General features: G+C 65.0%; 21 protein-coding genes. 6 read left to right on the top strand and 15 right to left on the bottom strand.

Going from position 1 to position 23067, the window contains the following annotated elements; all coding sequences use genetic code 11:
- The 3 genes from ACUY1T_RS07890 to pgi form a co-directional block, all read left to right on the top strand.
- On the top strand, positions 1–577 hold a 577-nt coding region (locus ACUY1T_RS07890), incomplete at its 5' end, for a pyruvate kinase (RefSeq protein ID WP_446021626.1).
- Positions 574–1053, top strand: a complete 480-nt coding sequence (locus ACUY1T_RS07895; RefSeq protein ID WP_446021628.1) for a methylglyoxal synthase — start codon at positions 574–576, stop codon at positions 1051–1053. The genes ACUY1T_RS07890 and ACUY1T_RS07895, both read left to right, overlap by 4 nt.
- A 41-nt stretch (positions 1054–1094) precedes the next feature.
- Positions 1095–2753: a glucose-6-phosphate isomerase gene (gene pgi, locus ACUY1T_RS07900; protein WP_446021630.1), complete on the top strand. Its 1659-nt coding sequence runs from the start codon at positions 1095–1097 to the stop codon at positions 2751–2753.
- Between the two features lie 29 nt (positions 2754–2782).
- Here the strand turns inward: pgi and crcB are convergent, their stop codons facing one another.
- Complete coding sequence (gene crcB, locus ACUY1T_RS07905) at positions 2783–3172, bottom strand: fluoride efflux transporter CrcB (RefSeq protein WP_446021632.1); 390 nt, start codon at positions 3170–3172, stop codon at positions 2783–2785.
- Positions 3169–3549, bottom strand: a complete 381-nt coding sequence (locus ACUY1T_RS07910; RefSeq protein ID WP_446021634.1) for a CrcB family protein — start codon at positions 3547–3549, stop codon at positions 3169–3171. Before ACUY1T_RS07910 ends, crcB begins: the two co-directional genes overlap by 4 nt.
- Before the next feature lie 238 nt (positions 3550–3787).
- Here ACUY1T_RS07910 and ACUY1T_RS07915 point away from each other — a divergent pair, with 238 nt between their 5' ends.
- Positions 3788–4582: a hypothetical protein gene (locus ACUY1T_RS07915; protein WP_446021636.1), complete on the top strand. Its 795-nt coding sequence runs from the start codon at positions 3788–3790 to the stop codon at positions 4580–4582.
- A 167-nt stretch (positions 4583–4749) separates the two neighbouring features.
- On the opposite strand, the gene ACUY1T_RS07920 is transcribed toward ACUY1T_RS07915, so the two are convergent.
- From ACUY1T_RS07920 to ACUY1T_RS07970, 11 genes are all read right to left on the bottom strand, one after another.
- Positions 4750–4941, bottom strand: a complete 192-nt coding sequence (locus tag ACUY1T_RS07920; protein ID WP_446021638.1) for a hypothetical protein — start codon at positions 4939–4941, stop codon at positions 4750–4752.
- Positions 4922–5941 carry a hypothetical protein gene (locus ACUY1T_RS07925; RefSeq protein WP_446021639.1) on the bottom strand — a complete coding sequence of 340 codons (1020 nt, stop codon included), beginning with the start codon at positions 5939–5941 and terminating at the stop codon, positions 4922–4924. Before ACUY1T_RS07925 ends, ACUY1T_RS07920 begins: the two co-directional genes overlap by 20 nt.
- A complete protein-coding gene (locus ACUY1T_RS07930; RefSeq protein WP_446021641.1) occupies positions 5934–6125 on the bottom strand; it encodes a hypothetical protein in 192 nt (63 codons plus the stop codon). Before ACUY1T_RS07930 ends, ACUY1T_RS07925 begins: the two co-directional genes overlap by 8 nt.
- Positions 6106–6561 carry a hypothetical protein gene (locus ACUY1T_RS07935; protein ID WP_446021643.1) on the bottom strand — a complete coding sequence of 152 codons (456 nt, stop codon included), beginning with the start codon at positions 6559–6561 and terminating at the stop codon, positions 6106–6108. The genes ACUY1T_RS07930 and ACUY1T_RS07935 overlap by 20 nt, the downstream gene beginning before the upstream one ends.
- A gap of 542 nt (positions 6562–7103) precedes the next feature.
- Entirely contained in the window at positions 7104–8111 is a 1008-nt protein-coding gene (locus ACUY1T_RS07940; RefSeq protein ID WP_446021645.1) for a hypothetical protein, read from the bottom strand.
- Positions 8104–8307 (bottom strand): hypothetical protein, encoded by a 204-nt coding sequence (locus ACUY1T_RS07945; protein WP_446021647.1) that lies wholly within the window; start codon positions 8305–8307, stop codon positions 8104–8106. The genes ACUY1T_RS07940 and ACUY1T_RS07945 overlap by 8 nt, the downstream gene beginning before the upstream one ends.
- Positions 8288–9310, bottom strand: coding sequence for a hypothetical protein (locus ACUY1T_RS07950; protein ID WP_446021649.1), 1023 nt, complete (start codon positions 9308–9310; stop codon positions 8288–8290). Before ACUY1T_RS07950 ends, ACUY1T_RS07945 begins: the two co-directional genes overlap by 20 nt.
- Positions 9303–12950, bottom strand: a complete 3648-nt coding sequence (locus ACUY1T_RS07955) for a toxin VasX (protein ID WP_446021651.1) — start codon at positions 12948–12950, stop codon at positions 9303–9305. The genes ACUY1T_RS07950 and ACUY1T_RS07955 overlap by 8 nt, the downstream gene beginning before the upstream one ends.
- A gap of 3 nt (positions 12951–12953) precedes the next feature.
- The gene (locus ACUY1T_RS07960) at positions 12954–13925 is read right to left on the bottom strand and encodes a DUF4123 domain-containing protein (RefSeq protein ID WP_446021652.1); all 972 of its coding nucleotides are present in this window, start codon (positions 13923–13925) and stop codon (positions 12954–12956) included.
- 3 nt (positions 13926–13928) lie between these two features.
- The gene (locus ACUY1T_RS07965; RefSeq protein WP_446021654.1) at positions 13929–16019 is read right to left on the bottom strand and encodes a type VI secretion system Vgr family protein; all 2091 of its coding nucleotides are present in this window, start codon (positions 16017–16019) and stop codon (positions 13929–13931) included.
- 146 nt (positions 16020–16165) lie between these two features.
- The gene (locus tag ACUY1T_RS07970; protein WP_446021656.1) at positions 16166–17140 is read right to left on the bottom strand and encodes a hypothetical protein; all 975 of its coding nucleotides are present in this window, start codon (positions 17138–17140) and stop codon (positions 16166–16168) included.
- A 341-nt stretch (positions 17141–17481) separates the two neighbouring features.
- On the opposite strand from ACUY1T_RS07970, the gene ybiO reads away from it, so the two are divergent.
- The gene (gene ybiO / locus ACUY1T_RS07975) at positions 17482–19794 is read left to right on the top strand and encodes a mechanosensitive channel protein (protein WP_446021658.1); all 2313 of its coding nucleotides are present in this window, start codon (positions 17482–17484) and stop codon (positions 19792–19794) included.
- A 246-nt stretch (positions 19795–20040) separates the two neighbouring features.
- A complete protein-coding gene (locus tag ACUY1T_RS07980) occupies positions 20041–20205 on the top strand; it encodes a hypothetical protein (RefSeq protein WP_446021660.1) in 165 nt (54 codons plus the stop codon).
- Positions 20206–20269: 64 nt separating this feature from the next.
- On the opposite strand, the gene ACUY1T_RS07985 is transcribed toward ACUY1T_RS07980, so the two are convergent.
- Both ACUY1T_RS07985 and ACUY1T_RS07990 read right to left on the bottom strand, forming a co-directional pair.
- Entirely contained in the window at positions 20270–21538 is a 1269-nt protein-coding gene (locus ACUY1T_RS07985) for a heme biosynthesis HemY N-terminal domain-containing protein (protein WP_446021661.1), read from the bottom strand.
- Positions 21535–23061 carry a uroporphyrinogen-III C-methyltransferase gene (locus ACUY1T_RS07990; RefSeq protein WP_446021663.1) on the bottom strand — a complete coding sequence of 509 codons (1527 nt, stop codon included), beginning with the start codon at positions 23059–23061 and terminating at the stop codon, positions 21535–21537. Before ACUY1T_RS07990 ends, ACUY1T_RS07985 begins: the two co-directional genes overlap by 4 nt.
- Between the last annotated feature and the right edge of the window lie 6 nt (positions 23062–23067).

The following is a 23067-nucleotide window of genomic DNA, read 5'->3' on the forward strand; positions in this document are numbered from 1 at the left end:
CTCGCCGCTGCCCACCCGCGCCGAGGTGTTCGACGTCGCCAACGCCGTGCTCGACGGCACCGACGCGGTGATGCTCTCGGCCGAGACCGCCGCCGGCGACTACCCGGTGGAAACGCTCGAGGCGATGCGCCGGGTGTGCCTGGGCGCCGAGCGCGAGCGCGTCGCCCAGGAGTCGGGTCACCGTATCCACGAGGGCTTCTCGCGCATCGACGAGACCATCGCGCTCTCCGCCATGTACGCTGCCAACCACCTCACCGGGGTGGCCGCCATCGCCTGCATGACCTCCACCGGCTACACGCCCTTGATCGCCTCGCGCATCCGCTCGGGGCTGCCCATCGTCGGGCTCGCCCACAGCCCCATCGCCCAGCGCCGCATGGCGCTCTACCGCGGGGTGGTCTCGCTGCCGTTCGACACCACCACGATGGCGGCTGGCGAACTCAACGACCGGGCGCTGGCGCTGCTGGTGGAGAAGGGGATTGCCGAACCGGGAGATCATGTCATCCTGACCCGGGGCGACCACATGAACGCCCACGGCGGAACCAATACCCTGAAGATCCTCGAGGTAGGCCAGCCATGACCGACAGCCGCCCCCGGCGCAGCGTGCAGCGCACCCTGCCGGCACGCAAGCGCATCGCACTGATCGCCCACGACGGCAAGAAGAGTGAGCTGCTCGAATGGGCCTCGCGCTGGCGCGACACCCTGGTCGAGCACGAGCTGGTGGGCACCGGCACTACCGCCGGGCGCCTCTCGGCAAGCCTCGGGCTCGAAGTGGAAGGCTTGATGAGCGGCCCGCTCGGCGGTGACCAGCAGATCGGTGCGCGCATCACCGAACAGCGCCTCGACCTGCTGATCTTCTTCTGGGACCCTTTCGCGCCCCAGCCACATGATCCCGATGTGAAGGCGCTGCTACGCCTGGCCGCGCTGTGGAACGTGCCGGTGGCATGCAATGCCGCCAGCGCCGACTTCCTGATCAGCTCACCCTGGCTCGGCCAGCCCTACGAGATGGCCATTCCCGACGCCGACGCCTGGATGGCCACACGCAACCCCCAATAACGAGAGATGGCGGGCCGAGCCCGCGCACGTGCGAGGAAACCATGTTCCAGCTCACCCGTAGCGTCACCTGGCAGGCCCTCATGCGGCTGCGTCAGGAAATCGCCAACGACCGCATTCGCGATTACTTCACCGCCGACCCCCAGCGCTTCGACAAGATGAGCCTGCGTGTCGGTGGGCTGTTCCTCGACTATTCCAAGCACCAGGTCTCCGAGGCGGTGCTGACCAAGCTGATCGAGCTGGCCGACCACTCCGCCCTGGTGCAGCGCCGCGCCCAGATGTTCTCCGGCGACATCATCAATGTCACCGAGGACCGTCCCGTCCTGCACACCGCACTGCGCAACATGGGCGATGCCCCGGTGATGGTCGACGGCAAGGACGTGATGCCCGAGATCCGCCGCTCCCGCGAGCAGCTGCGTCAGTTCGCCGAGGCCGTGCGCAACGGCGAGTGGAAGGGCTACAGCGGCAAGCGCATCCGTGACGTGGTCAATATCGGTATCGGCGGCTCCGATCTCGGCCCCAACATGGCCTGTCGCGCGCTGCTCAAGCACCGCCATCCCGAACTCAATTTCCACTTCGTCTCCAACGTCGACGGTGCCCACATCCAGAAGGTGCTGGCCCGCCTCGATCCCGCCTCTACCCTGTTCATCGTCTCGACCAAGACCTTCTCCACCCAGGAGACCCTGCTCAACGCCAAGACCGCGCGCCGCTGGTTCCTCGACAATGCCGGCGAAGAGGCCGACCTGGGCGCCCACTTCGTCGCCGCATCCACCAACAAGAAGGCCGCCATGGCCTTCGGCGTGCGCGAGGAGAACGTCTTCGAGTTCTGGGCCTGGGTCGGCGGCCGCTACTCGATGTGGTCCTCCATCGGCCTGCCCATTGCGCTGGCGGTGGGGTTCGACGGCTTCATGGAGATGCTCCAGGGTGCCTACGAGATGGACCAGCACTTCCTGGCCGCCCCCTTCCGCGAGAACATGCCGGTGCTGATGGCACTGATCGGCATCTGGCACATCAACTTCATGGGCGCCGAGACTCAGGCCATCGTGCCCTACGACCAGGCACTGCATCAGCTACCCTCGTTCCTGCAGCAGCTCGACATGGAGTCCAACGGCAAGTCGGTGGACATCTTCGGTCACCCGGTGGACTACAAGACCGGGCCCATCGTCTGGGGCCAGACCGGCTCCAACGGGCAGCACGCCTTCTTCCAGCTGCTGCATCAGGGCACACGCTACGTGCCGATCGACTTCATCGCCTCGCTCAAGCCAGAGCCGGGCATGGAGGAGCATCACTTCGCCCTGCTCACCAACATGCTGGCCCAGGCCAACGCCTTCATGGAAGGCAGCCAGCGCGGCAGCCGGCTCGACCCATACAGCTGCCCCGGCAACCGCCCCTCGAGCGTACTGCTGCTCGACGAGCTGACGCCGAAGAACCTCGGCGCGCTGATCGCACTCTACGAGCACAAGGTATTCGTGCAGGGAGTGATCTGGAACATCAACTCCTTCGACCAGTGGGGCGTGGAGCTGGGCAAGCGTATCGCCGGCGAGATCAGCGAGCGCATCGACGAACACAGCCAGGACTTCGACGCCTCGACCCAGGGCCTGCTGGCGCTGGTGCGCGAACGTTTCCGAGGCGAGCCCGAGGCTCCCGAGCCGGCCAAGACGAACAAGGCGGCCAGGAAAGCCACCGAAAAGACCAGGCGCTGAGTGAAGGGTCGGTGCAGGCAGCAGGCGCGTCAGCCGTGGCGAACCCGCACGCAGCGATCGCCCAGCCAGGCCGCGGCCAGCCACAGCGGCACGCTGAGCAGGACGTAGATGAGCGCCAGGCCAGGCCGACCGATCTCTAGCAGATGCAGCGTTTCCAGGCTGAACAGAGAAAAGGTCGTGAAGCCGCCGCAGAAACCGGCCACCAGGAAGGGCTGCCAGCGGGCAGCCCTGCCGCCGCGCAAGGAAACCAGGGCGGCAAAAGCAGCGATCAACCACGAACCCAGCAGGTTGACGACCAGCGTGCCCCAGGGAAAGGCAGTGCCAAGCACGGCCAGCGTGGACAGCGACACCAGGTAGCGCAGCGACGTACCCAGGGCACTGCCCAGTCCCACCGCCGCATAGCTGCGCCAGCCGCTCATGCCAACCACCCCACCAGCCACCAGCCCAAGGCGGCCAGCGCCAATCCGGCAACCAGGGTGATTGCCATGTTGGCGAGCGCGGCACGCCGACGCCCACTCTGCCACAAGGCCAGGCTCTGCAGGCTCAGGGAGGAAACGGTGGTATAGCCGCCCAGCAGCCCTACCACCAGCAGCGACCACCCCCTCGGCATGCCCGCCTCATGGGACATGCCGAACCAGCCGGCCAGCCCGCCCGCGAGCAGCGCTCCGCTGAGATTGACGGCCAGCGTGCCCCACGGAAACGCCGATCCCACCCGCCTGGCGAACAGATTGGAGACTGCCAGTCGCGCCATGCCCCCCAACGCACCTCCCGCTGCCACCATCAGCAGTAACCCCATGTTCACCCGCATCCCCCTGTCGTCGCCGCTCTCGCTTGCCGATGCTAGCCGAGTCGTCGGCAATGAACAAAAAGCGACTCATGATGGACTAGCCAAGCCCCCTGACAATGCGGCAAGCCAAGCATGCTTCGCGCCCTTCACTCTGGGCCTGGCGGCAGAAACCGCTTAGCTCTAATATGCTCCGACCATACCCTAGGGATTCGCAATCGCCCATCCCCAACATAATGAGGAAGGAACCTTGAAGAGCACACGCCATGCACGCCGACTGGCCTTTATCGCCTTTCCCCTCCTTGCCGCCTGTGGCAACTCCACGCCTCAGGTAAGCGACGAACAACTGCTCCATCTGCTGGGCGAAAGCAGAGAGGCTCACGGCGAACAGCTTCCTCCCAGCATCTCCCGCGGCCTGGAGGAGTGCGTTCGCCTGCTCTCCGGGCTGGAAGACGAGATCGTCAAGGACATTCCCGCCGAATTCCTCGGGCAGATGAAGGCAGAGTGCCGTGTCGGGCTCAGAGAGTATCTCGAAAACCCTGACCGCAACCCCATGGGGCTGGAGCTGGCCCATTTCGATGAACGCCAACTGGGGGAGCGCGTCAGCGAACTTGCAGAACCCTCTAGGCTGGCAGCCCAGCAAGCCGCAGCAGAGGCTCGCGAGCGCCATCAACAGGCCCAGATCGAAGAAGCGAAGGAGACCATCGCCAACCTCCTGGCATCGCTCGATGAACGGCTCACGACTTTCGATGAACTCTGCACGGCACTGAACGACGCAAAAAACGAGGCCCAATCACGAGACGTCGCATTGCCGAACAACTTGCGCTGGTACGCTCCGCCGCCCTGTAACGGTCATTATGCCCAGCAGGTCAGAACCCAAGCGGAACAAGTCGAGGAGCGGCTGAGCACACTGCAGCCAAGTAACGGCGTTTTTGGCATGATGCTTCCGCCTCTCGGTGCAGCCGACCCCGAGCGCATGGACACCTTCAAGGCGGAACTCGAAGCCAACGTCCGGCAGATACGGTCGCTGCTGCAAGATTCCTGATGACAGAGCTACAGGTAATCAGCGCTTGGTGGCGCTGATTACCCACTCGCGGCCCAGGAAATCGGCAGAAAACACTGCTGACTATAGAGGCATGAGTCAGGAGAATACTGTCCCTGTACGGCCTGAAGATGACTTTTATGGATTCGGCGGCATAGGTGATGGGTGTGTCAGCCATGGGACTCCCCGGTGTCGCGATGGGTCTGTTCGTCGGCCCAGTAGGGTCGGCCGGTACGTTCGAAATCGGGCTGCAGCGCCTCGGCTGCGCTGGCCGTTTCGGTGGGCCCCGGTGCCGGCAGCCGCCGCGAAGCGGCATTGGGCTTGGGCGCGACGATGGCCGCCTCAGCCGCGGTAGAAGGCATTCAGCTTGTCCTGCTGCTCGTTGACGCGCTGCGCAAACGCATCATCATCCATATCCCGCCAGTAACGCGGATTACGGCCGGTACGCTGATCATGTTCAAGAGTGGTGGGATCAAGATGGCGAAATTCTTCCCACATGGGGGTATCCGGCAGTGGCTGAGAGGTGTCCATATAGCGCTGGATCATGTCCCAAGCGGCGCGCTGCTCCACGTGACTGCTGGTGGCACCGAACATGCCCACCAGGGCGACGTGGGCCTCCTCGCGGTAGTGCATCAGGCTGAGATTGAACTGCGGCAGACCCTGGTGGCTGGGGGTGGATTGCAGATAGCAGTCGAACTCCTCGAAGGGCAGTTCGTGGGCCACCTGCCAGGCGGTGCTTTTCTTGCCGGGATTGGAAAAGACGACCACCTTGCCGGTGGCGCGATTCAGTTCCCACATGGGGCCGGGTTGATAGCCTGAGGACCAGTTGGGGAAGAGACGATAGATTAGATTTGCCCCCCCCCATAGAACTAGACTTCCAATAAGTACTAGCAGTGTTCCTTCCCACCAAAAAAAAGCAATAAAATTGAAAAAAAAGTTACCAGTCCTGGCGTCGTTTGCATCGATTGCTGCCAGAATGATAGCTGTAAGAAAAGTTATTGGAGTAAGCCAGAAAATACCTACAATTCCTGTAACTCTGATTATTCCAAAGAAGAAATTCCGCTTGGTCTGGCTGGTATAGCGTAGGCACTCTTCATCCCAGCGCAGGGGGTGTTCGGGGCGGTCTGGCGGTCGCGGCGTATGCCCCGGCATGGCTTCGATCTCCCGCAGCTTGGCCGGTGGAGTGTCACGCAACTCGCGCATTGGTGCCATGTCCACGGTGGGCTGACGGCGTGGCAGGCGCTGGCCGCTGGCGGCGGCCAGGCGAAAGCGCCGTGAGTGCCGGCACTCCTCCGAACGCGGCTGCTGGGCCCGCTCAGGCGTATAGGCATCGGCGGCGTAGGTGATGGGCGTTTCAGCCATGGGACTCCCCGGTGTCGCGATGGGTCTGTTCGTCGGCCCAGTAGGGTCGGCCGGTACGTTCGAAATCGGGCCGCAGCGACTCGCTCACGCTGGCCGCTTCGGTCGGCCCCGGCGCCGGCAGCAGGCGCGGCAGGGCATTGGAGGTGCGCTCGGCGATGGGCGGCTCAGCCACGGTAAAAGGCATTCAGCTTGTCCTGATGCTCGCTGACGTGGCGCTCGTAGGTGGTGTCGTCCATGTCGCGCCAGAAGCGCGGGTTGCGCCCGGTGTCTCGATCATGCTCGATGGTGGCCGGGTCGAGCGGGCGGCAGATCTCGAACACGGGAATGTCCGGCAGTGGCTGGGAGGTGTCCATGTAGCGCTGGACCATGTCCCAGGCGGCACGCTGCTCCACGTGGCTACTGGTGGCACCGAACATGCCCACCAGGGCGACGTGGGCCTCCTCGCGGTAGTGCACCAGGCTGAGATTGAACTGCGGCAGGCCTTGGTGGCTGGGGGTGGATTGCAGGTAGCAGTCGAACTCCTCGAAGGGCAACTCGTGGGCCACCTGCCAGGCGGTGCTGCTCTTGCTGGGATTGGAGAAGACGACCACCTTGCCGGTGGCGCGATTCAGCTCCCACATGGGGCCGGGCTGATAACCTGAGGACCAGTTCGGGAAGAGGCGATAGATTAAGTTTGCCCCCCCCCCACATGCCAAGTGTTACAGAAAGAAAAATAAAGTATACCTCACCCATGATTATTAGTTCCTCACGAGGAGGAAGCCCTTTGCGTATAACTATAATCATAATGGTTAAAGCAGAGATGGCGAATAGGGACATGAAAAAGCCCACCATACCTAACCCACGCATCACTCCCAACAAGAAATCCCGCTTGGTCTGGCTGGTATAGCGCAGGCACTCCTCGTCCATACGCAGCGGGTGCGTGGGGCGGTCCTTCGGCCGAACCCGGTAGTACGACTGGCTTTCGATCTCGCGCAGTTCCTGGGGCGGCACCAGGCGGATGCCTCGTGCCATGGGGGCCATGTCCACGGTGGGCTGACGGCGCGGCAGGCGCTGGCCGCTGGCGGCGGCCAGGCGGAAACGCCGCGAGTGCCGGCACTCCTCCGAACGCGGCTGCTGGGCCCGCTCAGGCGTATAGGCATCGGCGGCGTAGGTGATGGGCGTTTCAGCCGCGGTAGAAGGCATTCAGCTTGTCCTGATGCTCGCTGACGTGGCGCTCGTAGGTAGCGTCGTCCATGTCGCGCCAGAAGCGCGGGTTGCGCCCGGTGTCTCGGTCATGTTCAAGGGTAGTGGGATCGAGATAGCGGAATTCCTCCCACATGGGGGTATCCGGCAGTGGCTGGGAGGTGTCCATATAGCGCTGGATCATGTCCCAGGCGGCGCGCTGCTCCACGTGGCTGCTGGTGGCACCGAACATGCCTACCAGGGCGACGTGGGCCTCCTCGCGGTAGTGCACCAGGCTGAGGTTGAACTGTGGCAGGCCCTGGTGGCTGGGGGTGCTTTGCAGGTAGCAGTCGAACTCCTCGAAGGGCAGCTCATGCGCTACCTGCCAGGCGGTGCTTTTCTTGGCGGGATTGGAAAACACGATCACCTTGCCGGTGGCGCGATTCAGTTCCCACATGGGGCCGGGTTGATAGCCTGAGGCCCAGTTGGGGAAGAGTCGATAGATTAAATTCGCCCCCCCCCATAATGAGAGGGCGATAATACATAAAAAGCCGATGACCTTTCCCATTACCAAGTAATGCTCAGAGCCAATTTGGCTGTCTCCCCACGACATAGCAAACAGGAGCGCCATTACTAGCACTCCAACAAAAAGAAATAAGAAAAAACTTACCATACCTAAAACACGCATCACTCCAAACAAGAAATCCCGCTTGGTCTGGCTGGTATAGCGCAGGCACTCCTCATCCCAGCGCAGGGGGTGTTCGGGGCGGTCTGGTGGCCGGGGCGTATGCCCCGGCATGGCTTCGATCTCCCGCAGCCTTGCCGGCGGGGTGTCGCGCAGCTCGCGCATCGGCGCCATATCCACGGTGGGTTGGCGGCGTGGCAGGCGCTGGCCGCTGGCGGCGGCCAGGCGGAAGCGCCGTGAGTGCTGGCAATCCTCGGAGCGTGGCTGGTGGGCCCGTTCGGGGGTATAGGCATCGGCGGCGTAGGTGATGGGTGTTTCAGCCATGGGACTCCCCGGTGTCGCGATGGGTCTGTTCGTCGGCCCAGTAGGGTCGGCCGGTACGGTCGAAATCGGGCTGCAGCGCCTCGGCTGCGCTGGCCGTTTCGGTTGGCCCCGGCGCTGGGAGCAGGCGTGGCAGGGCGTCGGAAGCGGCATTGGGCTTGGGCGCGATGAAGGCCACCTCAGCCGCGGTAGAAGGCATTCAACTTGTCCTGATGCTCGCTGACGTGGCGCTCGTAGGTGGCGTCGTCCATGTCGCGCCAGAAGCGCGGATTGCGCCTGGTACGCCGGTCATGCTCGATGGTGGCCGGATCGAGCGATCGGTAGATCTCGAACACGGGGATGTCCGGCAGTGGCTGGGAGGTGTCCATATAGCGCTGGATCATGTCCCAGGCGGCGCGCTGCTCTACGTGGCTGCTGGTAGCGCTGAACATGCCCACCAGGGCGACGTGGGCCTCCTCGCGGTAGTGCACCAGGCTGAGATTGAACTGCGGCAGGCCCTGGTGGCTGGGGGTGCTTTGCAGGTAGCAGTCGAACTCCTCGAAGGGCAGTTCGTGGGCCACCTGCCAGGCGGTGCTGCTCTTGCCGGGATTGGCGAAGACGACCACCTTGCCGGTGGCGCGGTTCAGCTCCCACATGGGGCCGGGTTGATAGCCTGAGGTCCAGTTTGGGAAGAGCCGATAGATTAAATGCGCCCCTCCCCACATAATTAAAGCTGGGAGCGCTAAAAACAAGAGGATACTCCATCCAGAATATCCGAAAAAGTTGGATAGAAAACCGCCATATCTGGCATTTGCAGCGAATGAGGCTGCCATCGCTGTGATTCCCAGAATTGCAAGTGGGGTCATCCATACCAGGCCTATGAAACCGAGTGCTCGAATAACACCAAAAAAGAAATCCCGCTTGGTCTGGCTGGTATAGCGTAGGCATTCCTCATCCATGCGTACCGGGTGCGTTGGCCGGTCTTCCGGCCGCACCCGGTAGTAGGATTGGCTCTCGATTTTACGCAGCTCCTGGGGCGGTACCAGGCGGATGCCACGGGTCGTGGGTGCCATGTCCACGGTGGGCTGACGGCGCGGCAGGCGCTGGCCGCTGGCGGCGGCCAGGCGAAAGCGCCGTGAGTGGCGGCACTCCTCCGAACGCGGCTGCTGGGCCCGCTCAGGCGTATAGGCATCGGCGGCGTAGGTGATGGGCGTGTCAGCCATGGGACTCCCCGGTGTCGCGATGGGTCTGTTCGTCGGCCCAGTAGGGCCGGCCGGTACGTTCGAAGTTGGGCTGCAGCGCTTCGGCCGCATTGGCCGTCTCGGTGGGCCCCGGTGCCGGCAGCAGGCGCGGCAATGCCGGCAGCGCCGCTTCGGTCCCATCGAGTTTTTGCCACTGTACACGCACCGCGAGTTCGCGGCGGGTACGCTGCTCGGCGCTCAACCAGTTGCCCGGCGTGACCTCAGGCGGCGGTATCCAGAGGTAGTACTCGCGGCCGTCGGCGGTGTGACGCTCGAACAGGGGCGCTATCGGCTCGCTCCAGCGGCTCTCCCGCTGCCGCCACTCGAAGTATCCTTCCCGGCGGGACTCGTGCTTGCGCTCGGTGATGATCCGCAAACGCAGATGGACGACCTGGTCCCAGCCTTCCGCCAGGCCAGGGATGTTGCTCTTGACCACCACCCGGGTATTGGCGAAGGGCCCCGGAACGTGGCGCAGGTCATGCTCGGCGGTCAGGCGGTCGACATGGCCCACCGGGGCGGTGGTACTCATCACCCCGGGCGCCGGATGCTGGGCCGAGTCGGCTGCTACCGATTCGGGAGTGGCCGCGCCGATGGCATCGATACGGATGCGAATGCCGGCGAACTGACTGATCAGGCGTTCGAAGGCTTCTTGCGGATCGTGGCGCCAGCCGTAGCGTTCGTTGCTGCCGAAGGGGCCAAGGCGCAGCCACTCCTCCAGCGCGTTGTCACGCAGCCAGAGGGAAGCGAGTACCGCCGCCACCGATATCCCCAGGGCGATCCAGCCCACCGGGCCCAGGCCCAGCCACAGCGGGCTGGTCTTGAACAGCGCGCTGCCGGCCACCACCGCGGTACCGACCGATGCCACGCTCAGGGCGATGCCCGCACCCAGATTGCCATGCTGAAAGCGCTGCCAGGCATCCACGGCCAGCAAGGCGGAGCTCAGCACGCCGGCTGCTACTCCGGCGACATTGACCACGCTGATGACGCCTCTCAGTTGTCCTCCAAGCGCAGATAAGACAGTGAATTGCGAGCGCATCAGGGCATTGCCCAACGGATACTCGCGGCTGATACCTCGGGTACGTAGAGCATTCATCCGGTTATGGCGTTCACCATAAAACTCTATGGCTTTTGCGGACGCGATAGATAAATCGAATAAGGCACTCAGCGTGCCAATCTGCTGCCTTGTTGATTCTACTTGCTCTAAACGTTTCCATTCTTGCCTTAAATTAAAAAATTCAAACACTGCAATCACATATGGCAACCGAATCGCATCGGTAGCCCGCCCTAGATCCCGGGCACTTGCGGTGCTTTGCTCTGCTTTGCGGGCGAGCTGCGCGGCCCGGGAGTCGGGTTCGGCCACCAGCACCGTCAGGTGCTGCTCGCCAATCGCTTCACCGGCCCTCGCCAGGCCTTGGGCCAGCCGGGGGGTGAGTTCCTGCCCCGTGGCCTTGCGCACCACGCCGTCGAACCAGCGGCGGGCTCGCGCATGGGCATCGCTTCGGCGGTCGCTGTCGCTCAGGCCGTTGATGATATTTCCTGCTCGGTCCTGGACGCCGAGAATCACCGCGTTTTCGGGTATGCCCGCCCGCTGCCGGGCGGTCACGTCACCCAGCAGCTCGGCCAGGCCGACCCGGGCGAGGCGCTGCGCCGGTACCGCCAGCGCGGAGGCGGCCATCTGATCGGAGAGCGCTGCGCCGTATTCGGCGAAGCGCCCCAGGATCAGGTCCACGGCGTTGGCCCAACGCTTGAGTTCGCCGCTCCAGGGAAAGTCGTCTTCATTGGCCAGCAGGGCGAGCATGGAAGTTTCCAGCAGCTGCACGTCGTCCGCGTCGTCGGGCACCTCGAGTTCGGCCTGCTCGGCCAGGGCCTTGAGGCGGACCCGACCGTCGCCGGGGTTGTCTTCTTCTTCGGGCAGCGCCAGCGGCACCGCCATCGAGGCGGCCTCGTCGCTGGGAAACAGCAGGGCGTGCAGGGCGTAGCCGCTGCCGTCCCGCAGCACGTCGGCCAGAAAGCGCTGACCCGATGAGGGGCCCGTCAGCGGTTCGGCGTAAAGGGCGTCGGCCTGCTCGGGGGAGACGCGCAAGGCGTCGAGCAGGTCGGCCGCCAGGGAGTAGGCCCCCAGGTAGTCGTGGCCTTCCAGTGAGAACAGGTCGGCCAACAGAACCGGCGTTTCATGCGCCAGCAGCAGCTGATGCAGGCGCGCCTGGTAGGCGGCGAGCTGTGCACGTGCGGTTTCGCGCTGGGCGCTGCGCAGGATGCGCCTCAGTTCGCCGGTCTCACTGAGATCGGCGCTACGGGCATAGCGGTGCAGTTGGTTGTTCTGGCCGGCTTTGTTGCGTTGCGGCAGCACCGTCTGGTTGATCAGGGCGGCGCATTCGTAGAAGTCGTCCTGCGCTGCCAGGCTGGGGATGGCCTGCAAGTACTGCAGGCTGGCCTGGCAGCCGTACATGGCCTGGCGCAGCTCGAACAGGGGATCGGCAAGGACCAGCCCCGGAATCTGGCGGGCACAGGCATCGGCCAGGCAATCCTCGCCGCTCTCGCCCTGCCACAGGGTGGCATCCGGCGCGGGCTCGCCGGCGGCGTGGGCGCTCAACGAGGCCAGGGCGTCGAGGCGCGCCTTGGCGTTGAGAAACAGCGGCGAGTCGGGATTGCTGGCCTCGCGTGCGCACTGCGCGGCACGCTGGGCATCACCGAACGCTTGCGCTTCGCTCACGGCCTGATCGAGCAATTGTGGCAATGCCTCGCCAGCCAGGTCCCGGGTGACCCGCTCCGGCTGGGCCACTTGCTGTTCGAGGAAGGGCAGGCGCAGACGCTGGGGCTCCTCCTGGGAGAGCGTGTAGAGCCTGCCCGGGGAGGCAAGGTTGTTGGCCGCGCTGAGGTTGGGGGTATGGCAGCGCGTGCGGCGAGCCCGGCTGTCGTCTTGAAGGTAGTTGAGGCGCGCCGCCGACCACTGCACTTCGGAATAGGCGATTTCGAGGGCACCGTCAACGGTACGGCCATTCTCCCTGAGCGGTAGCCAGATCTCCTCGAGGGCGACACCCGCCGCCGGTCGGCGATCCTCCTGGCACCGGCCGTCGGCATCGCAGTGGGCGGCCAGATCGATGTCGCGGAATTCGAGTTGGCCCGTCTCGGCATTGGCGGTGACCTCGATTTCGCGCCAGGCCAGGTCCCGATAGAAGACGTACAGGTAGCCGGCCCGCAGCGGTAGAGCCTCGCGTCGGGTTCCGTTAAGCGCGGCGCCGTCCAGCGAGCGCCACAGAGCCATGGGCATGACCGGTTGGACGACACAGCGCTGGTGGGTGCGCTGTTGGCGGGGGGTGTCCCAGAGGCGCTCATAAAGTGGCAGGCGGATCGGCTCGCCGGCTTCGCTTGCGATCTCCAGGTGCACGTCGACGGAACGCATGCCTTCCCAGCGCCATTTGTGCAGCACGCTGACCCTGGACGGCAGGGGTTCCAGCGTCTCCTTGGCCGGATCGCTCAGATACCCCTCGCGGTAGCGGTCGAACAGCACGAGATCCTGGCCCTCGGGGTGCTCCTTGCCCATGACTTCCACGATCAGCATCTTGGGCTCGCAGGCCGGGCCTGGCTCGCTCAGCGGCCCACCGCGCACTTCATCGCTCATGGCTTATCCTCTCTCCCTTGCATGCGTCCCTGCCAGCAGGGCCAGTACCTCGTCGTCTTCGTTCTTTGCCAGGGCATCCGTGCTGTGGCGAGTGCCATTGGCCTCTTGGGTGGCGGCGCTCGTCTGGGCAAGCTCGGCCTGCCATTGCAGGTGGGCCAGACGAGAGGCCACGGGCATGTCGAGAATTCCCTCGGGCCAGACTGCATCGGGAGCGGCGAAACGCCAGGCCAGGTAATCGGCCCATTGGCTAGGAGGCAGCGCCAAACGCTCGGCTTCCCGGCAGGCGCTGACGAAGCGCTGGGCGTGGGCTTGGACGTTCTCGTCCAGGCCGTGGCGCTCGACCTGCTGGCGCCACAGTGGCCAGCGCATGGCGTAACGCTCCATGGCCGCTTCCTGCTCCGGCGCCAGGGCCAGCGGCTTGTCGTCTGGCAGCATGGCCAGTGACGGCGCTGGGGCATCCGGCTCGGCGGCGGCGAACGCATACCATTGGCTGCCTGCCTCGGCGCGCTGTTCGAAGGTGCCGCCATGCCACACCACACGCTCCAACGGCCCCAGCCAATGGCGGCTCGCGGCGGCCGAAGAGAAGAGGTGGGCGGCGATCCAGGGGTCGTAAAAGCGCAGCAGCCCCTTGCGTTGGCCATAGAACCGGATTTCCAGGCGCGCCCGCAGGTGGGCCACCACCTCGGCCTGAGGTGCATGACTGGTGACGATGACGCCGCGCAGCGGCGTCTCACCGTACCCCTCGACGAAGGCCTGCCAGAGGGGCGCGAGCGGATCGCTCACCGACACCAGCAGGGGGCTCTGAGCAAGGCTGCCGGCAAAGCGGGTACGTGCATACAGCGGCACGTAGACCGGCATCTCCTCCAGATCGTAGAGCCGTTTTAGCGTATCGGGCAGCCGGTCGAGCACCAGCCAGCGGGACAGCGCAGAGGGCAGCAGCGAGTCGAGCGCCTGCGCCTGGTGCAATACCGGCATGCCTCAGCCCTCCTCGCAAGGACAGCTCTGGCCCAACGGGCAGGGACTGCCGTCGGTGGGTTTCTGACACATCTCGATGATCGGCGAACGCAGCGCCGCCGCCTGTTCGAGGCGGTGCTCGGGCACGCTGGGCCACTCGGGGGATTCCGGCGTCACGTGGCCCGGCAGCAGTGCCGCCTGTGCGGCCTGGCCGGCGCCTCTGCCCGGGCTGCCGCCGGAGTTGAGCTTGATGCTGGGGCCACTGATCGCCACGCCGCTGGGCGACAGGGTAATGAAACTGCCGCCGGCGGCGAGGGAGATGCTGGCGCCAGCATCGATGACCACGCTGTCGCCGGCCTTGACGTGAATGTGCTGGCCGGCCTCGGCGAGCAGGGCATCGCCATAGCGGCGGTGTGCCGAGCCGCCGATACGCGCATGGTCGTCGCCGTCGATCTGGCGGTACTGCTGGCCGCGTACGGTCAGGTGGTCGTTGCCCGTGATCTCGCCGAGACGGTCGTTCTCCACCTTGAGGTGGCTGTCGTGCTGGACCACCTCGCGGCGGTCGTTGAGGGTCAGGAAGTTGAGGTTCTTCTGGGCGTGGATCCAGATCTCCTCGTCGCCGGTACGGTCATCCAGGCGAATTTCGTTGAAGCCCTCGTCCTGGTGGCTCTTGGTGCGGATGACGGTACGGGTCTTGTGCTCGGGCAGGGCATAGGGCGGGGTGTTGACCGCGTGGTAGGCGCTGCCGCTGACGTAGGGTTGGTCCGGGTCCGCGTCCCAGAACGCGACTGCCACCTCATGGCCGATTCGCGGCAGGGCGAACATGCCGTAGCCCGCACCGGCCCAGCCCTGGGCCACCCTCAGCCAGGCGCTGGCCGTACCCTCGCGATTCCATGGGAACACCACGCGCACCCGGCCGAATTCGTCGGTGTGAATCTCTTCGCCTTCGGGCCCCACCACCGTGGCCACCTGGGGGCCATCGACCCGGGGCCGGGTGGTGGGCTTGGGGCGCCAGGTGCGGCTGGCCGGCATCATTGACAGCTTGTTGGTCAGGCGGGTGGCGTCGCCGCCTTCCGCCGCCGCCACGGCGTCCTCCTGCACGGCCTGGGGCTGGTGCCCTTCGTGGCGGATGCTCACCACCTGCCACTCGGTGTTGTACTCGTCCACGTCGTGGTCGGCCAGGGTGAAGCGGTGGCCGGGCGACAGCTCGGGCAGGTTGCTCTCGGCCTTGGCCAGGTAGGCGTCGCGGCGCAGGTACTCGAGGCGCACGCGGGTGAAGGCTTCGCCGGAGGCGTCGGCCTTGAAGCGGCCGGGAAAGTCGTAATGCTCGTACCCATTGTTATCGACGACGCCACGCTGGGCATGGGACTCGAGCCCATCGGCGTGGTGCTCGTGCAACTGGGCGTAGTCTGGCTTTTTGAACGAATAGTCCTGTAGTACCGCCGCCGCGGGCGCTACCGAGGACTCCTGGCGCAGGTGGTAGAGATAGCGCGCATCGGCCAGGGAGCCCCCGGCGCGGGCGTGGTAGGTCTTGCTGCCTAGGTTAGGTAACAGCTGTGCGTCGTCGGCGAACACTGCCCGGCTGCTACCCTCGGCGGCTTCGAAATAGAAGAAGATACCTTCCTCCGCCGCCAGGCGCTGGAGGAAGGTCAGGTCGTGCTCACGGAACTGCGTGAGGTATTCCCGAACCTGCGGCTCGCGGCGGATGGCGAAGGCTACGTCGGTGATGCCGTGCTCCTCGCACAGGGTCTGGATCACGCTCAGCGGCGGGGCGTTTTCGAAGATCCGCGAATTGTGGCGCAGCTTCAGGCGCCATAGCGCCGGGCGAATGACGACCTCATAGTGAGTGCGCCGGTGGCCGGTATCGCCGCGGGCGAAGCGCGCCACCGCGCCGGTGACCCGGCGCACCGGCTCGCCATCCTGCCACACCGTCAGGGTGGCATTGACGTCGAGCCAGTCCTTGGCGGTCATGCCGCCGTCGCGGCTGGCGAAGGACACGCTGAGCTCGAAGGGCTGGGACAGTTCCTCCTCCAGGGTGAACGTCACCACCGCCAGATCGAGACCTTCGGCGCCATCGCGTTCCAAGGTGAATGCCAAGCCGTGCGATCCGGCCATACTCGCGCCTCCCTGCGGTGAGCAATGGGATGTTTGGTATCAAGAGGTTAGGAACCGTGAGAGTGAGTTACCGTAGTCGATGCCCGGCAGGGAGACAATGGGCGGCGTGTAAGACATTTGCCATACGGCTTGTCAGCCATTCACGCTTATTTGTGTCGTCCTCGCCGCAAGCGGCTGCGCTGGCTGTCGATTGACCGGCGGCTGCGCTCGGGGAAATGCGCGAGCAGTTCCGGCAAAGGCAGATGCTGCAAGCAGGCCAGGCGCTGGCGTTCTTCCTCCGTCCAGCCTTCGCCCGCCACCGGTACCGGGCAGTGCAGCCCGAGCTTCTTCGCCTTGCCGCGCAGACTGACACTCGAACGATGCGGCAATGCCTTGGCCGCTGCTGGTGGACCGCCCTGGGCGTAGTGGTGCCGCAGCAGAGCGATTTCCTCATCGCTCCAGGGTTGCGAGTAGTCCGCTCGCGACAATCCCAGCCCCGTGGCCAGACGCCGCAAGGCGGCCGCCGAACGCTCGGGGAAGTAGCGCCGCTGCAACTCCGGCACGGGCAGCGTGCCGTAGTGCTGGCGGAACCGTGCGAGCTCCTCGTCCGTCCAACGCCGTGATACAGAACTTGTCCCTGCTGCACGGTACACAAGATTTAGCTGTCTCGCCTTGTGCTGGATGGCCTTGACGGTGCGGTGGGGTAAATGAGCGTGATGCACCTGCGCCGCCCCCAGAGCAGCGTAGTGTCGTTGCAGGACTGACAATTCACGCTCGGTCCAGGGTTGGCTGGCGACGTGCCGCGGCACGTCGAAGCCCAGCCGCCGCGCCTTGCGCTGGATGATTTCCACGCTTCTGCGCGGCAGGTATTGCCGATGCAGGTCGGCTCCGGGCAGCACGTCGTAATGGCGCCGCAACAACCCAAGCTCCTCCTCGGTCCAGGGCGGCGACTCCACGGGGTCCGCCGTCGCTGCCTTGTGCAAACCGAGCTGCTGGGCCTTGGTGTAGATGTCGTTGCTGCTGCGGTGAGGGAGGAACTGGCGCCTCACCTCGGAGGCTTCCAGCACAGGGTAATGTTGTAGCAGCAGTGCGATCTCGCGCTGCGTCCAAGGTGTGGAAAGAGAGTCGTATCCCTTGGTCATGTCGATGCATTTATGGCTTGGGCGGAACGGCTCTATTTAGCCGGGGGAGTGACAGGATAGCCCATACGAACGGAGGACTCAGCCTGGCTAGAGCCTGACTAATCTTGGCCAAACAAAAAAAGAAGCCATCCGGAGGGAGGATGGCCAAGAGGATAGAGCTTCTATCAGGGAATCGCGCCCTGGGGAAGGACGCATGGCAAATATGACACACAAGAATAGTTATGTACAATGTCTGCATAACTAATAACTACCCATTCGTCCCCCGAGCCCTAACGCCCTATCATTAGCGGGACGAAATACATATCGTTCCCCGCCCGACACGCCCGAGACGGAGGTCATGCGTGATAGCACACCGGTTTCTTCCCTGGCTGTTCGGCTGGCTGATACTCGCCCTGCTGGTCGCTGCACCGGCCTTGGCCCAGCCTGCCGACGACGCCGTTCCCGCCCCGGAAGCCCTTGCCGAGCTGCTCGAGAACGAGCAGACCCGGCAACAGCTGATCGATCACCTGCGCCGCCAGGCCGCCGACCCAGCGCTGGCCGCCGAGACCGGTCAGGTAGAGGAAGCGATATCGCTGCCCAGGCGGCTGGCAGAAATGACCAGCCGCGTCGTCAGCGACGTCGGCGGTGAGGTTCGCAACCTGGTCGACATCGTGGCAGGGCTGTTCAGCGCCGATACCGATACCACCGCCCTGAACTGGGGCGACTTCACCACCGCGGTGATCAACCTGGGGCTGGTGATCCTCGCCACCTTCCTCCTGTTCATGGGGTTTCGCCACCTGTCGCGGCCGCTCTTCTCCCGACTGAGCCAGTGGTCGCGGCAGGAAAGCGGGCTCAATCCGATCATCCGCCTGGTGCTCTGCGTCACCGTCGCGGCGCTGATCGACGTACTGGTAGTGGCGCTGGCCTACGTCGGCGGCAACTTGATCGCCACCTTCGCCATCGGCGAAGCCGGCGAGCTGTCGACCCGCGCCTCGCTGTTCCTCAATGCCTTCCTGATCATCGAGCTGATCAAGGCGGCCATGCGCATGCTGTTCGCCTCCCGCTACGAGGGGCTGCGGCTGCTGCCGATCAGCTCCAGTGAGGCCTCATACTGGAACCGCTGGCTGGCGCGGCTGGTCGGCCTGGTGGGCTACGGCCTGCTGGTGGTGGTGCCACTGGTCAGTTTCTATCTGGCACCCACACTGGGCCAGGGTGTCGGCGCGCTGATCATGTTCGGCGCCTTCATCTACGCCGTGGCGGTGGTGCTCAAGAACCGCACTCGCCTTCGCGACGAGCTCAATGCCATGGCGGCCCGCTCCGACTTCACTGCCACCCGGATTTCGCTGCAGCTGTTCGCCCGCACCTGGCACCTGTTCGCCCTGGCCTACTTCCTGATGGTGCTGGTACTGACCCTGACGCGTCCGGTGGACGCCCTGCCGTTCGTGCTCTTCGCCACGCTCAAGACCGTGGTCGTGGTGGTGGTCGGCATGCTGCTGTCGAGCTTGCTGACACAAATCATCGGCCGGCGCATCCGGCTCTCCGACGATCTGCGCCGCAAGTTGCCGCAGCTCGAGCCGCGGCTCAACAGCTACATACCCAACGCGCTGCGGGTCATCCGCACCGTGATCCTGGTGGCGGTGGTGATGCTGGTGCTCAACGCCTGGGGCGCCTTCGATCTGGCCGCCTGGTACGCCTCCGAACCCGGCCGTGGACTGATCGGCACGTTGGTCAGCGTGGCCGTGATCCTGCTGGTCGCCATTGGCGTATGGCTGGCCCTGGCCAGCGTGATCGAGCACAAGCTCAATCCGGAAACGGGCTCCGGCGAGCCCGACGCCCGCGCCAAAACGCTGTTGTCCCTGTTCCGCAACGCCCTGGCCATCGCCCTGATCACCATGACCGGGATGATCGTGCTGTCCGAGATCGGCATCAACATCGGTCCGCTGATTGCCGGTGCCGGTGTGCTCGGCCTGGCCATCGGCTTCGGCGCCCAGAAGCTGGTGCAAGACATCATCACCGGTATCTTCATTCAGGTGGAAAACGCCATGAACACCGGTGACGTGGTCTCGGTGGGCGGCATCACCGGCACTGCCGAGCGCCTCAGCATCCGCTCGGTGGGCATCCGCGACCTGGCCGGGGCCTATCACATCGTGCCCTTCTCCAGCGTCGATACGGTGTCCAACTTCATGCGTGAGTTCGGCTACCACGTCGGCGAGTACGGCATTGCCTACCGCGAGAGCATCGACGAGGCGATCGTCGCCCTGCGCGAAGCCTTCGACGAGCTGGCCACCGACGAGACCCACAAGATGAGCATCGTCGCACCGCTGGAAGTGGCCGGCGTCACGGGTCTCGGCGATAGCTCGATCAACATCCGCGTGCGGATCAAGACCACGCCGGGCACACAATGGGGCGTGGGACGTGCCTACAACCGCTTGGTCAAGCTGCACTTCGACGCCAAGGGCATCGAGATCCCCTTCCCGCACACCACGCTCTACTTCGGCGTGGGCAAGGAGGGCGAAGCGCCGCCGGCCAACGTGCGTCTGATGCAGCAGAACTTCGACATCGACGGCCGCCCCGGCGGCCAGCCCCGCTCCGGCGAAAGCAGCCGCGAAAGCGAAGACGATCCGCGCGCCAAACCCGACCCGGCACCCCAGGGCGACCATGAGGATGAGCGGTAAGCGGTAGGCCGTAAGCAATACGACACGCCTTGCACCGCACGGTGGAAGGCGTTGTCGTCTCGGTCCTGGTTCGAGCAGAACGCCGGCCGGAAGAGTCGTGGGGCGTGCCTATACTGTTCCTGGGCTCTGGCGTAGCGCTGCCAGCGCTCCGCCAGCGCGGCCAACCATGCTTCGAAGGCGTTCAAGGGACGGAGCTACCATGACAAGCAAACCGCAGGGGGCGCCGTCGATCCGGAGAGCGGCGAAGTGCTGAAGAAGCACTTGGTGGATGCCCCCGCCGTCTCGATGCCGGCGGTCTATACCGACGAGGGCAAGCAGTATGTCACCTTCGCGGTGGGCGGCAATTCCATCCTGCTGCCCAAGGTCAGCGACCAGGCGGTCTCCTTCGCCCTGCCCAACCAAAGGGTGTGAGCAGCACACAGCAGAAGGGCGCCTTGTGGCGCCCTTCTGGTTTTCTGCATCGAGGCAACGGCTATCAGCCGGCCTTATTCTTGGCCTTCGCCTCGTCGGACTTTTCAGGCTGGACTGCCGGCTCGGCGGGCTGGGGCAGCGAGGGCAGCGACTTGTCGAGCAGCTCGACGCTCTGGCGATAGTACAGCTGGCTCTTGTTGTGCTCGCCCAGGTTGGCGTAGAGACGCGCGAGTTCGGCGCACACCACGCCGCTGGGACGCTGGCGCTGGCTCGCCTCGAAGTACTCCTGGGCCTTGCCCCAGTAGGCGTTGCGCAGCGCCAGGCGGCCCAGTGTGAGCAGCAGATCGGGGTCGTTGGGCCGCTCCTGCAGCCACTTCTCGGCATGCACCAACTGGCGCGCCGGGTCGACGTTGAGCAGCCCGTAGCGCAACACCAGCCGGCTGTCCCAGTGCTCCTTGAGCGAGTGACGCAGCAGGCGCTCGGCGATGCCCTCCTCGTTGCCGCGCACCAGCGCCTCGGTATACAGCACCACTAGCTCGACGTTGCCGCGCAGTGCATCCGGCATGTCCGCCCACAGGCTGCGAATGCGCTCGACGTTACTCGGATCGCGCGCCTCGTGAACGAGCAGCTCCTTGTAGGCACGCAGCTCCAACTGGTTGCGCTCCTGTGGCGAAATCAGCTGGCGCGATGCCAGGCGCGGCATCAGCCGACGCAGGCCGTCCCAGTCGTTGACGCTGAGGTAGGCCTGCTTGAGCTGCTTGAGCACCTGTGGGTGATTGGGCATCTGCCTATCGAGACGGGTCAGAATCGCCAGCGCCTCCTCGTACTGCTGGCGATCCAGCATCAGTTGGACCTGCATCAGGCCCACCGCACTGTCGGCCCCTTCGGTGGAGAGGTGGGCTCGCTTGAGCAGCGTGTCGGCCTGCTCGTAGCGGCCCTGGTAGTGGGCCGCCAGGGCAGCGGAAAGATAGTTGACCAGCGGCGTGCTGGAGTCGTCGGCAGCCTTGACCAGCGACCTCTCGGCGCGCTTCCAGCGCCCTTCGGCCAGCGCCACCAGGCCGCGCACGGTGCGCTTCATGGCATTGCGGTGGCGGGTTCGCCGGTTCCACACCTTGAGCCGGCTGACGGGATGGCTGAGGCGCATCAATATTCGCAGCACGAAATGCAGGATCAGGAACGCCGCCAGCAGCAGTATCAGGCCGAACCAGAACGAGGTCTGGTAGGAGGTATCGCCCACCCGCACCAGCCAGTAGCCGGGTACCGATACCATCAGCTGGCCGAATAGCGCTCCCAGTGCCAGACCAAGGAGAACGATCAGCAGCAATTTTCTCATGCCTCATCTCCCTGGCCGCCGCGCGAACCGAAACGACGATCGATGAATTCGGCCAGGGCCTGCTGGGAACCGCTGATGTCGGGCAGCTCGGGCTGGATGGTCTCGCCCTTGAGCTCCTCGAGCCGCTGCATGACTGCCTGAACCTCGCTGCGCTCGGTATCGTAGTAGCCGCGAATCAGCTCCAGCGCCTTGTCGATGCTGGCCTCATACAGCTCCTGTTCCTCCTTGAGCAGCGCCAGTTGGGCCTGTTCCAGCACCAGGCGCGCGCTCTGGCGCAGGTAGGACTCCTGTTCCGGCGTGACCAGCCCTTCGAGCGCCTCGTCGTGATGGCGAATGACGATCAGGTCCTTGAGCTCCTGGCCGAAGCGCGAGAGTTGCTCCTCCCAGCCACCGCTGGGCGCCTCCTCGATGCCGGAGCGCGCCGGGATTTCCTCGAGTTCACGCGACAGCGGCAGCTGTGCCAGACGCTGCTGTTGAGCGTTCAGAGCGAGATAGAGACCGGTACGATCGACCTCCGGCACGCCATCCAGAATCGACAGCTCCGAGGCGATGGCACGGCGCACCGAGAGCAGGGCCGGGTTGTCGGCTTCGTTCAGGCGGGCATCGGCGGTGCGCAGCAGGGCAGCGGCACCTTCCACGTCGCGCTCGAGCTGCAGGCGCTGGTTGGCCAGGCGCAGCAGATAGGCAGCCTCGGCGTGCAGCCATTCACGCTCGTCGGTGTCTTGCTCGCGGGAGAGTTCGTCGAGCACTTGGTCGAGCGCGCCGTCGACCTCGCTGCGGTAGCTGGCGAATTCGCCCTGCATGGATTCGACCGCCTGCGAAAGGGCAGCGTCGCGTTCCTGTTCTCCGCGCTCGAGCTGCTCGCGCAGGCTGGCGAACTCGTCGGCCGAGGTACTGGCACGCTCCTCGAGTTCGGCCAAACGTTGCTGCTGGGCGTCCAGGCGCTCCCAGGTGTTCCAGGCAAAAAGGCCCGCACCGATGCCGAGGAACAGCACCAGGATCAGCGCCAGCACACCGGCGACACGACCGCCACCTTTGCCGTCGCCGCCAGCGGTGGTCGAGGTTGGCCTGCCGCCGCCTCCGACCGGTGCCGCCTTGGGTGCGTCGCTGCCGGCCTTGTCGCTGGCCGGGGTCTGGCCGGAAGCGGCCGGCTTGGCATCGCCCCCCTTGCTGCCGGTCGCGGCCGGCTTGTCACTTTCCGGCTTCGTGGCGGCGGGCTTGCCGCCGGCCTTGTCAGAGGTCGGTTTGACGTCGTCTTCCCTCTTGGCAGCGGTCGGAGCAGGTGAGTCTGTCGAGGCGCCCTTACCCTGGCCCGCGGGAGTGCCGGTGGAAGCTGCCGGCTTCTGCTCGCCTGCCTTGCCTTCCACTGGCGGCGGTGATGAATCGCCACGCTCCTGAGAGCGACCCTGGCCAGCGTCGCTGCCGGGCTTGTCCTTGGCCCCGGCCTCGCGGCCCTTGTCGTCCTTGCCCTTTTTTCCGGAAGGCGCCTTCTGTTCATCCTGCTCGTTGGTCTGCTTGCTCATCAGTCG

This window comes from Billgrantia sp. Q4P2 (assembly GCF_052806135.1).

Bases quoted from the DNA above. Each gene is read 5' to 3' on its own strand.
- ACUY1T_RS07895 (WP_446021628.1), top strand. From the start codon at position 574: ATGACCGACAGCCGCCCCCGGCGCAGCGTGCAGCGCACCCTGCCGGCA.
- pgi (WP_446021630.1), top strand. From the start codon at position 1,095: ATGTTCCAGCTCACCCGTAGCGTCACCTGGCAGGCCCTCATGCGGCTG.
- crcB (WP_446021632.1), bottom strand. From the start codon at position 3,172: ATGAGCGGCTGGCGCAGCTATGCGGCGGTGGGACTGGGCAGTGCCCTG.
- ACUY1T_RS07910 (WP_446021634.1), bottom strand. From the start codon at position 3,549: ATGGGGTTACTGCTGATGGTGGCAGCGGGAGGTGCGTTGGGGGGCATG.
- ACUY1T_RS07920 (WP_446021638.1), bottom strand. From the start codon at position 4,941: ATGCCTTCTACCGCGGCTGAGGCGGCCATCGTCGCGCCCAAGCCCAAT.
- ACUY1T_RS07925 (WP_446021639.1), bottom strand. From the start codon at position 5,941: ATGGCTGAAACGCCCATCACCTACGCCGCCGATGCCTATACGCCTGAG.
- ACUY1T_RS07930 (WP_446021641.1), bottom strand. From the start codon at position 6,125: ATGCCTTTTACCGTGGCTGAGCCGCCCATCGCCGAGCGCACCTCCAAT.
- ACUY1T_RS07935 (WP_446021643.1), bottom strand. From the start codon at position 6,561: ATGTGGGAGCTGAATCGCGCCACCGGCAAGGTGGTCGTCTTCTCCAAT.
- ACUY1T_RS07940 (WP_446021645.1), bottom strand. From the start codon at position 8,111: ATGGCTGAAACACCCATCACCTACGCCGCCGATGCCTATACCCCCGAA.
- ACUY1T_RS07945 (WP_446021647.1), bottom strand. From the start codon at position 8,307: ATGCCTTCTACCGCGGCTGAGGTGGCCTTCATCGCGCCCAAGCCCAAT.
- ACUY1T_RS07950 (WP_446021649.1), bottom strand. From the start codon at position 9,310: ATGGCTGACACGCCCATCACCTACGCCGCCGATGCCTATACGCCTGAG.
- ACUY1T_RS07955 (WP_446021651.1), bottom strand. From the start codon at position 12,950: ATGAGCGATGAAGTGCGCGGTGGGCCGCTGAGCGAGCCAGGCCCGGCC.
- ACUY1T_RS07960 (WP_446021652.1), bottom strand. From the start codon at position 13,925: ATGCCGGTATTGCACCAGGCGCAGGCGCTCGACTCGCTGCTGCCCTCT.
- ACUY1T_RS07965 (WP_446021654.1), bottom strand. From the start codon at position 16,019: ATGGCCGGATCGCACGGCTTGGCATTCACCTTGGAACGCGATGGCGCC.
- ACUY1T_RS07970 (WP_446021656.1), bottom strand. From the start codon at position 17,140: ATGACCAAGGGATACGACTCTCTTTCCACACCTTGGACGCAGCGCGAG.
- ACUY1T_RS07985 (WP_446021661.1), bottom strand. From the start codon at position 21,538: ATGAGAAAATTGCTGCTGATCGTTCTCCTTGGTCTGGCACTGGGAGCG.
- ACUY1T_RS07990 (WP_446021663.1), bottom strand. From the start codon at position 23,061: ATGAGCAAGCAGACCAACGAGCAGGATGAACAGAAGGCGCCTTCCGGA.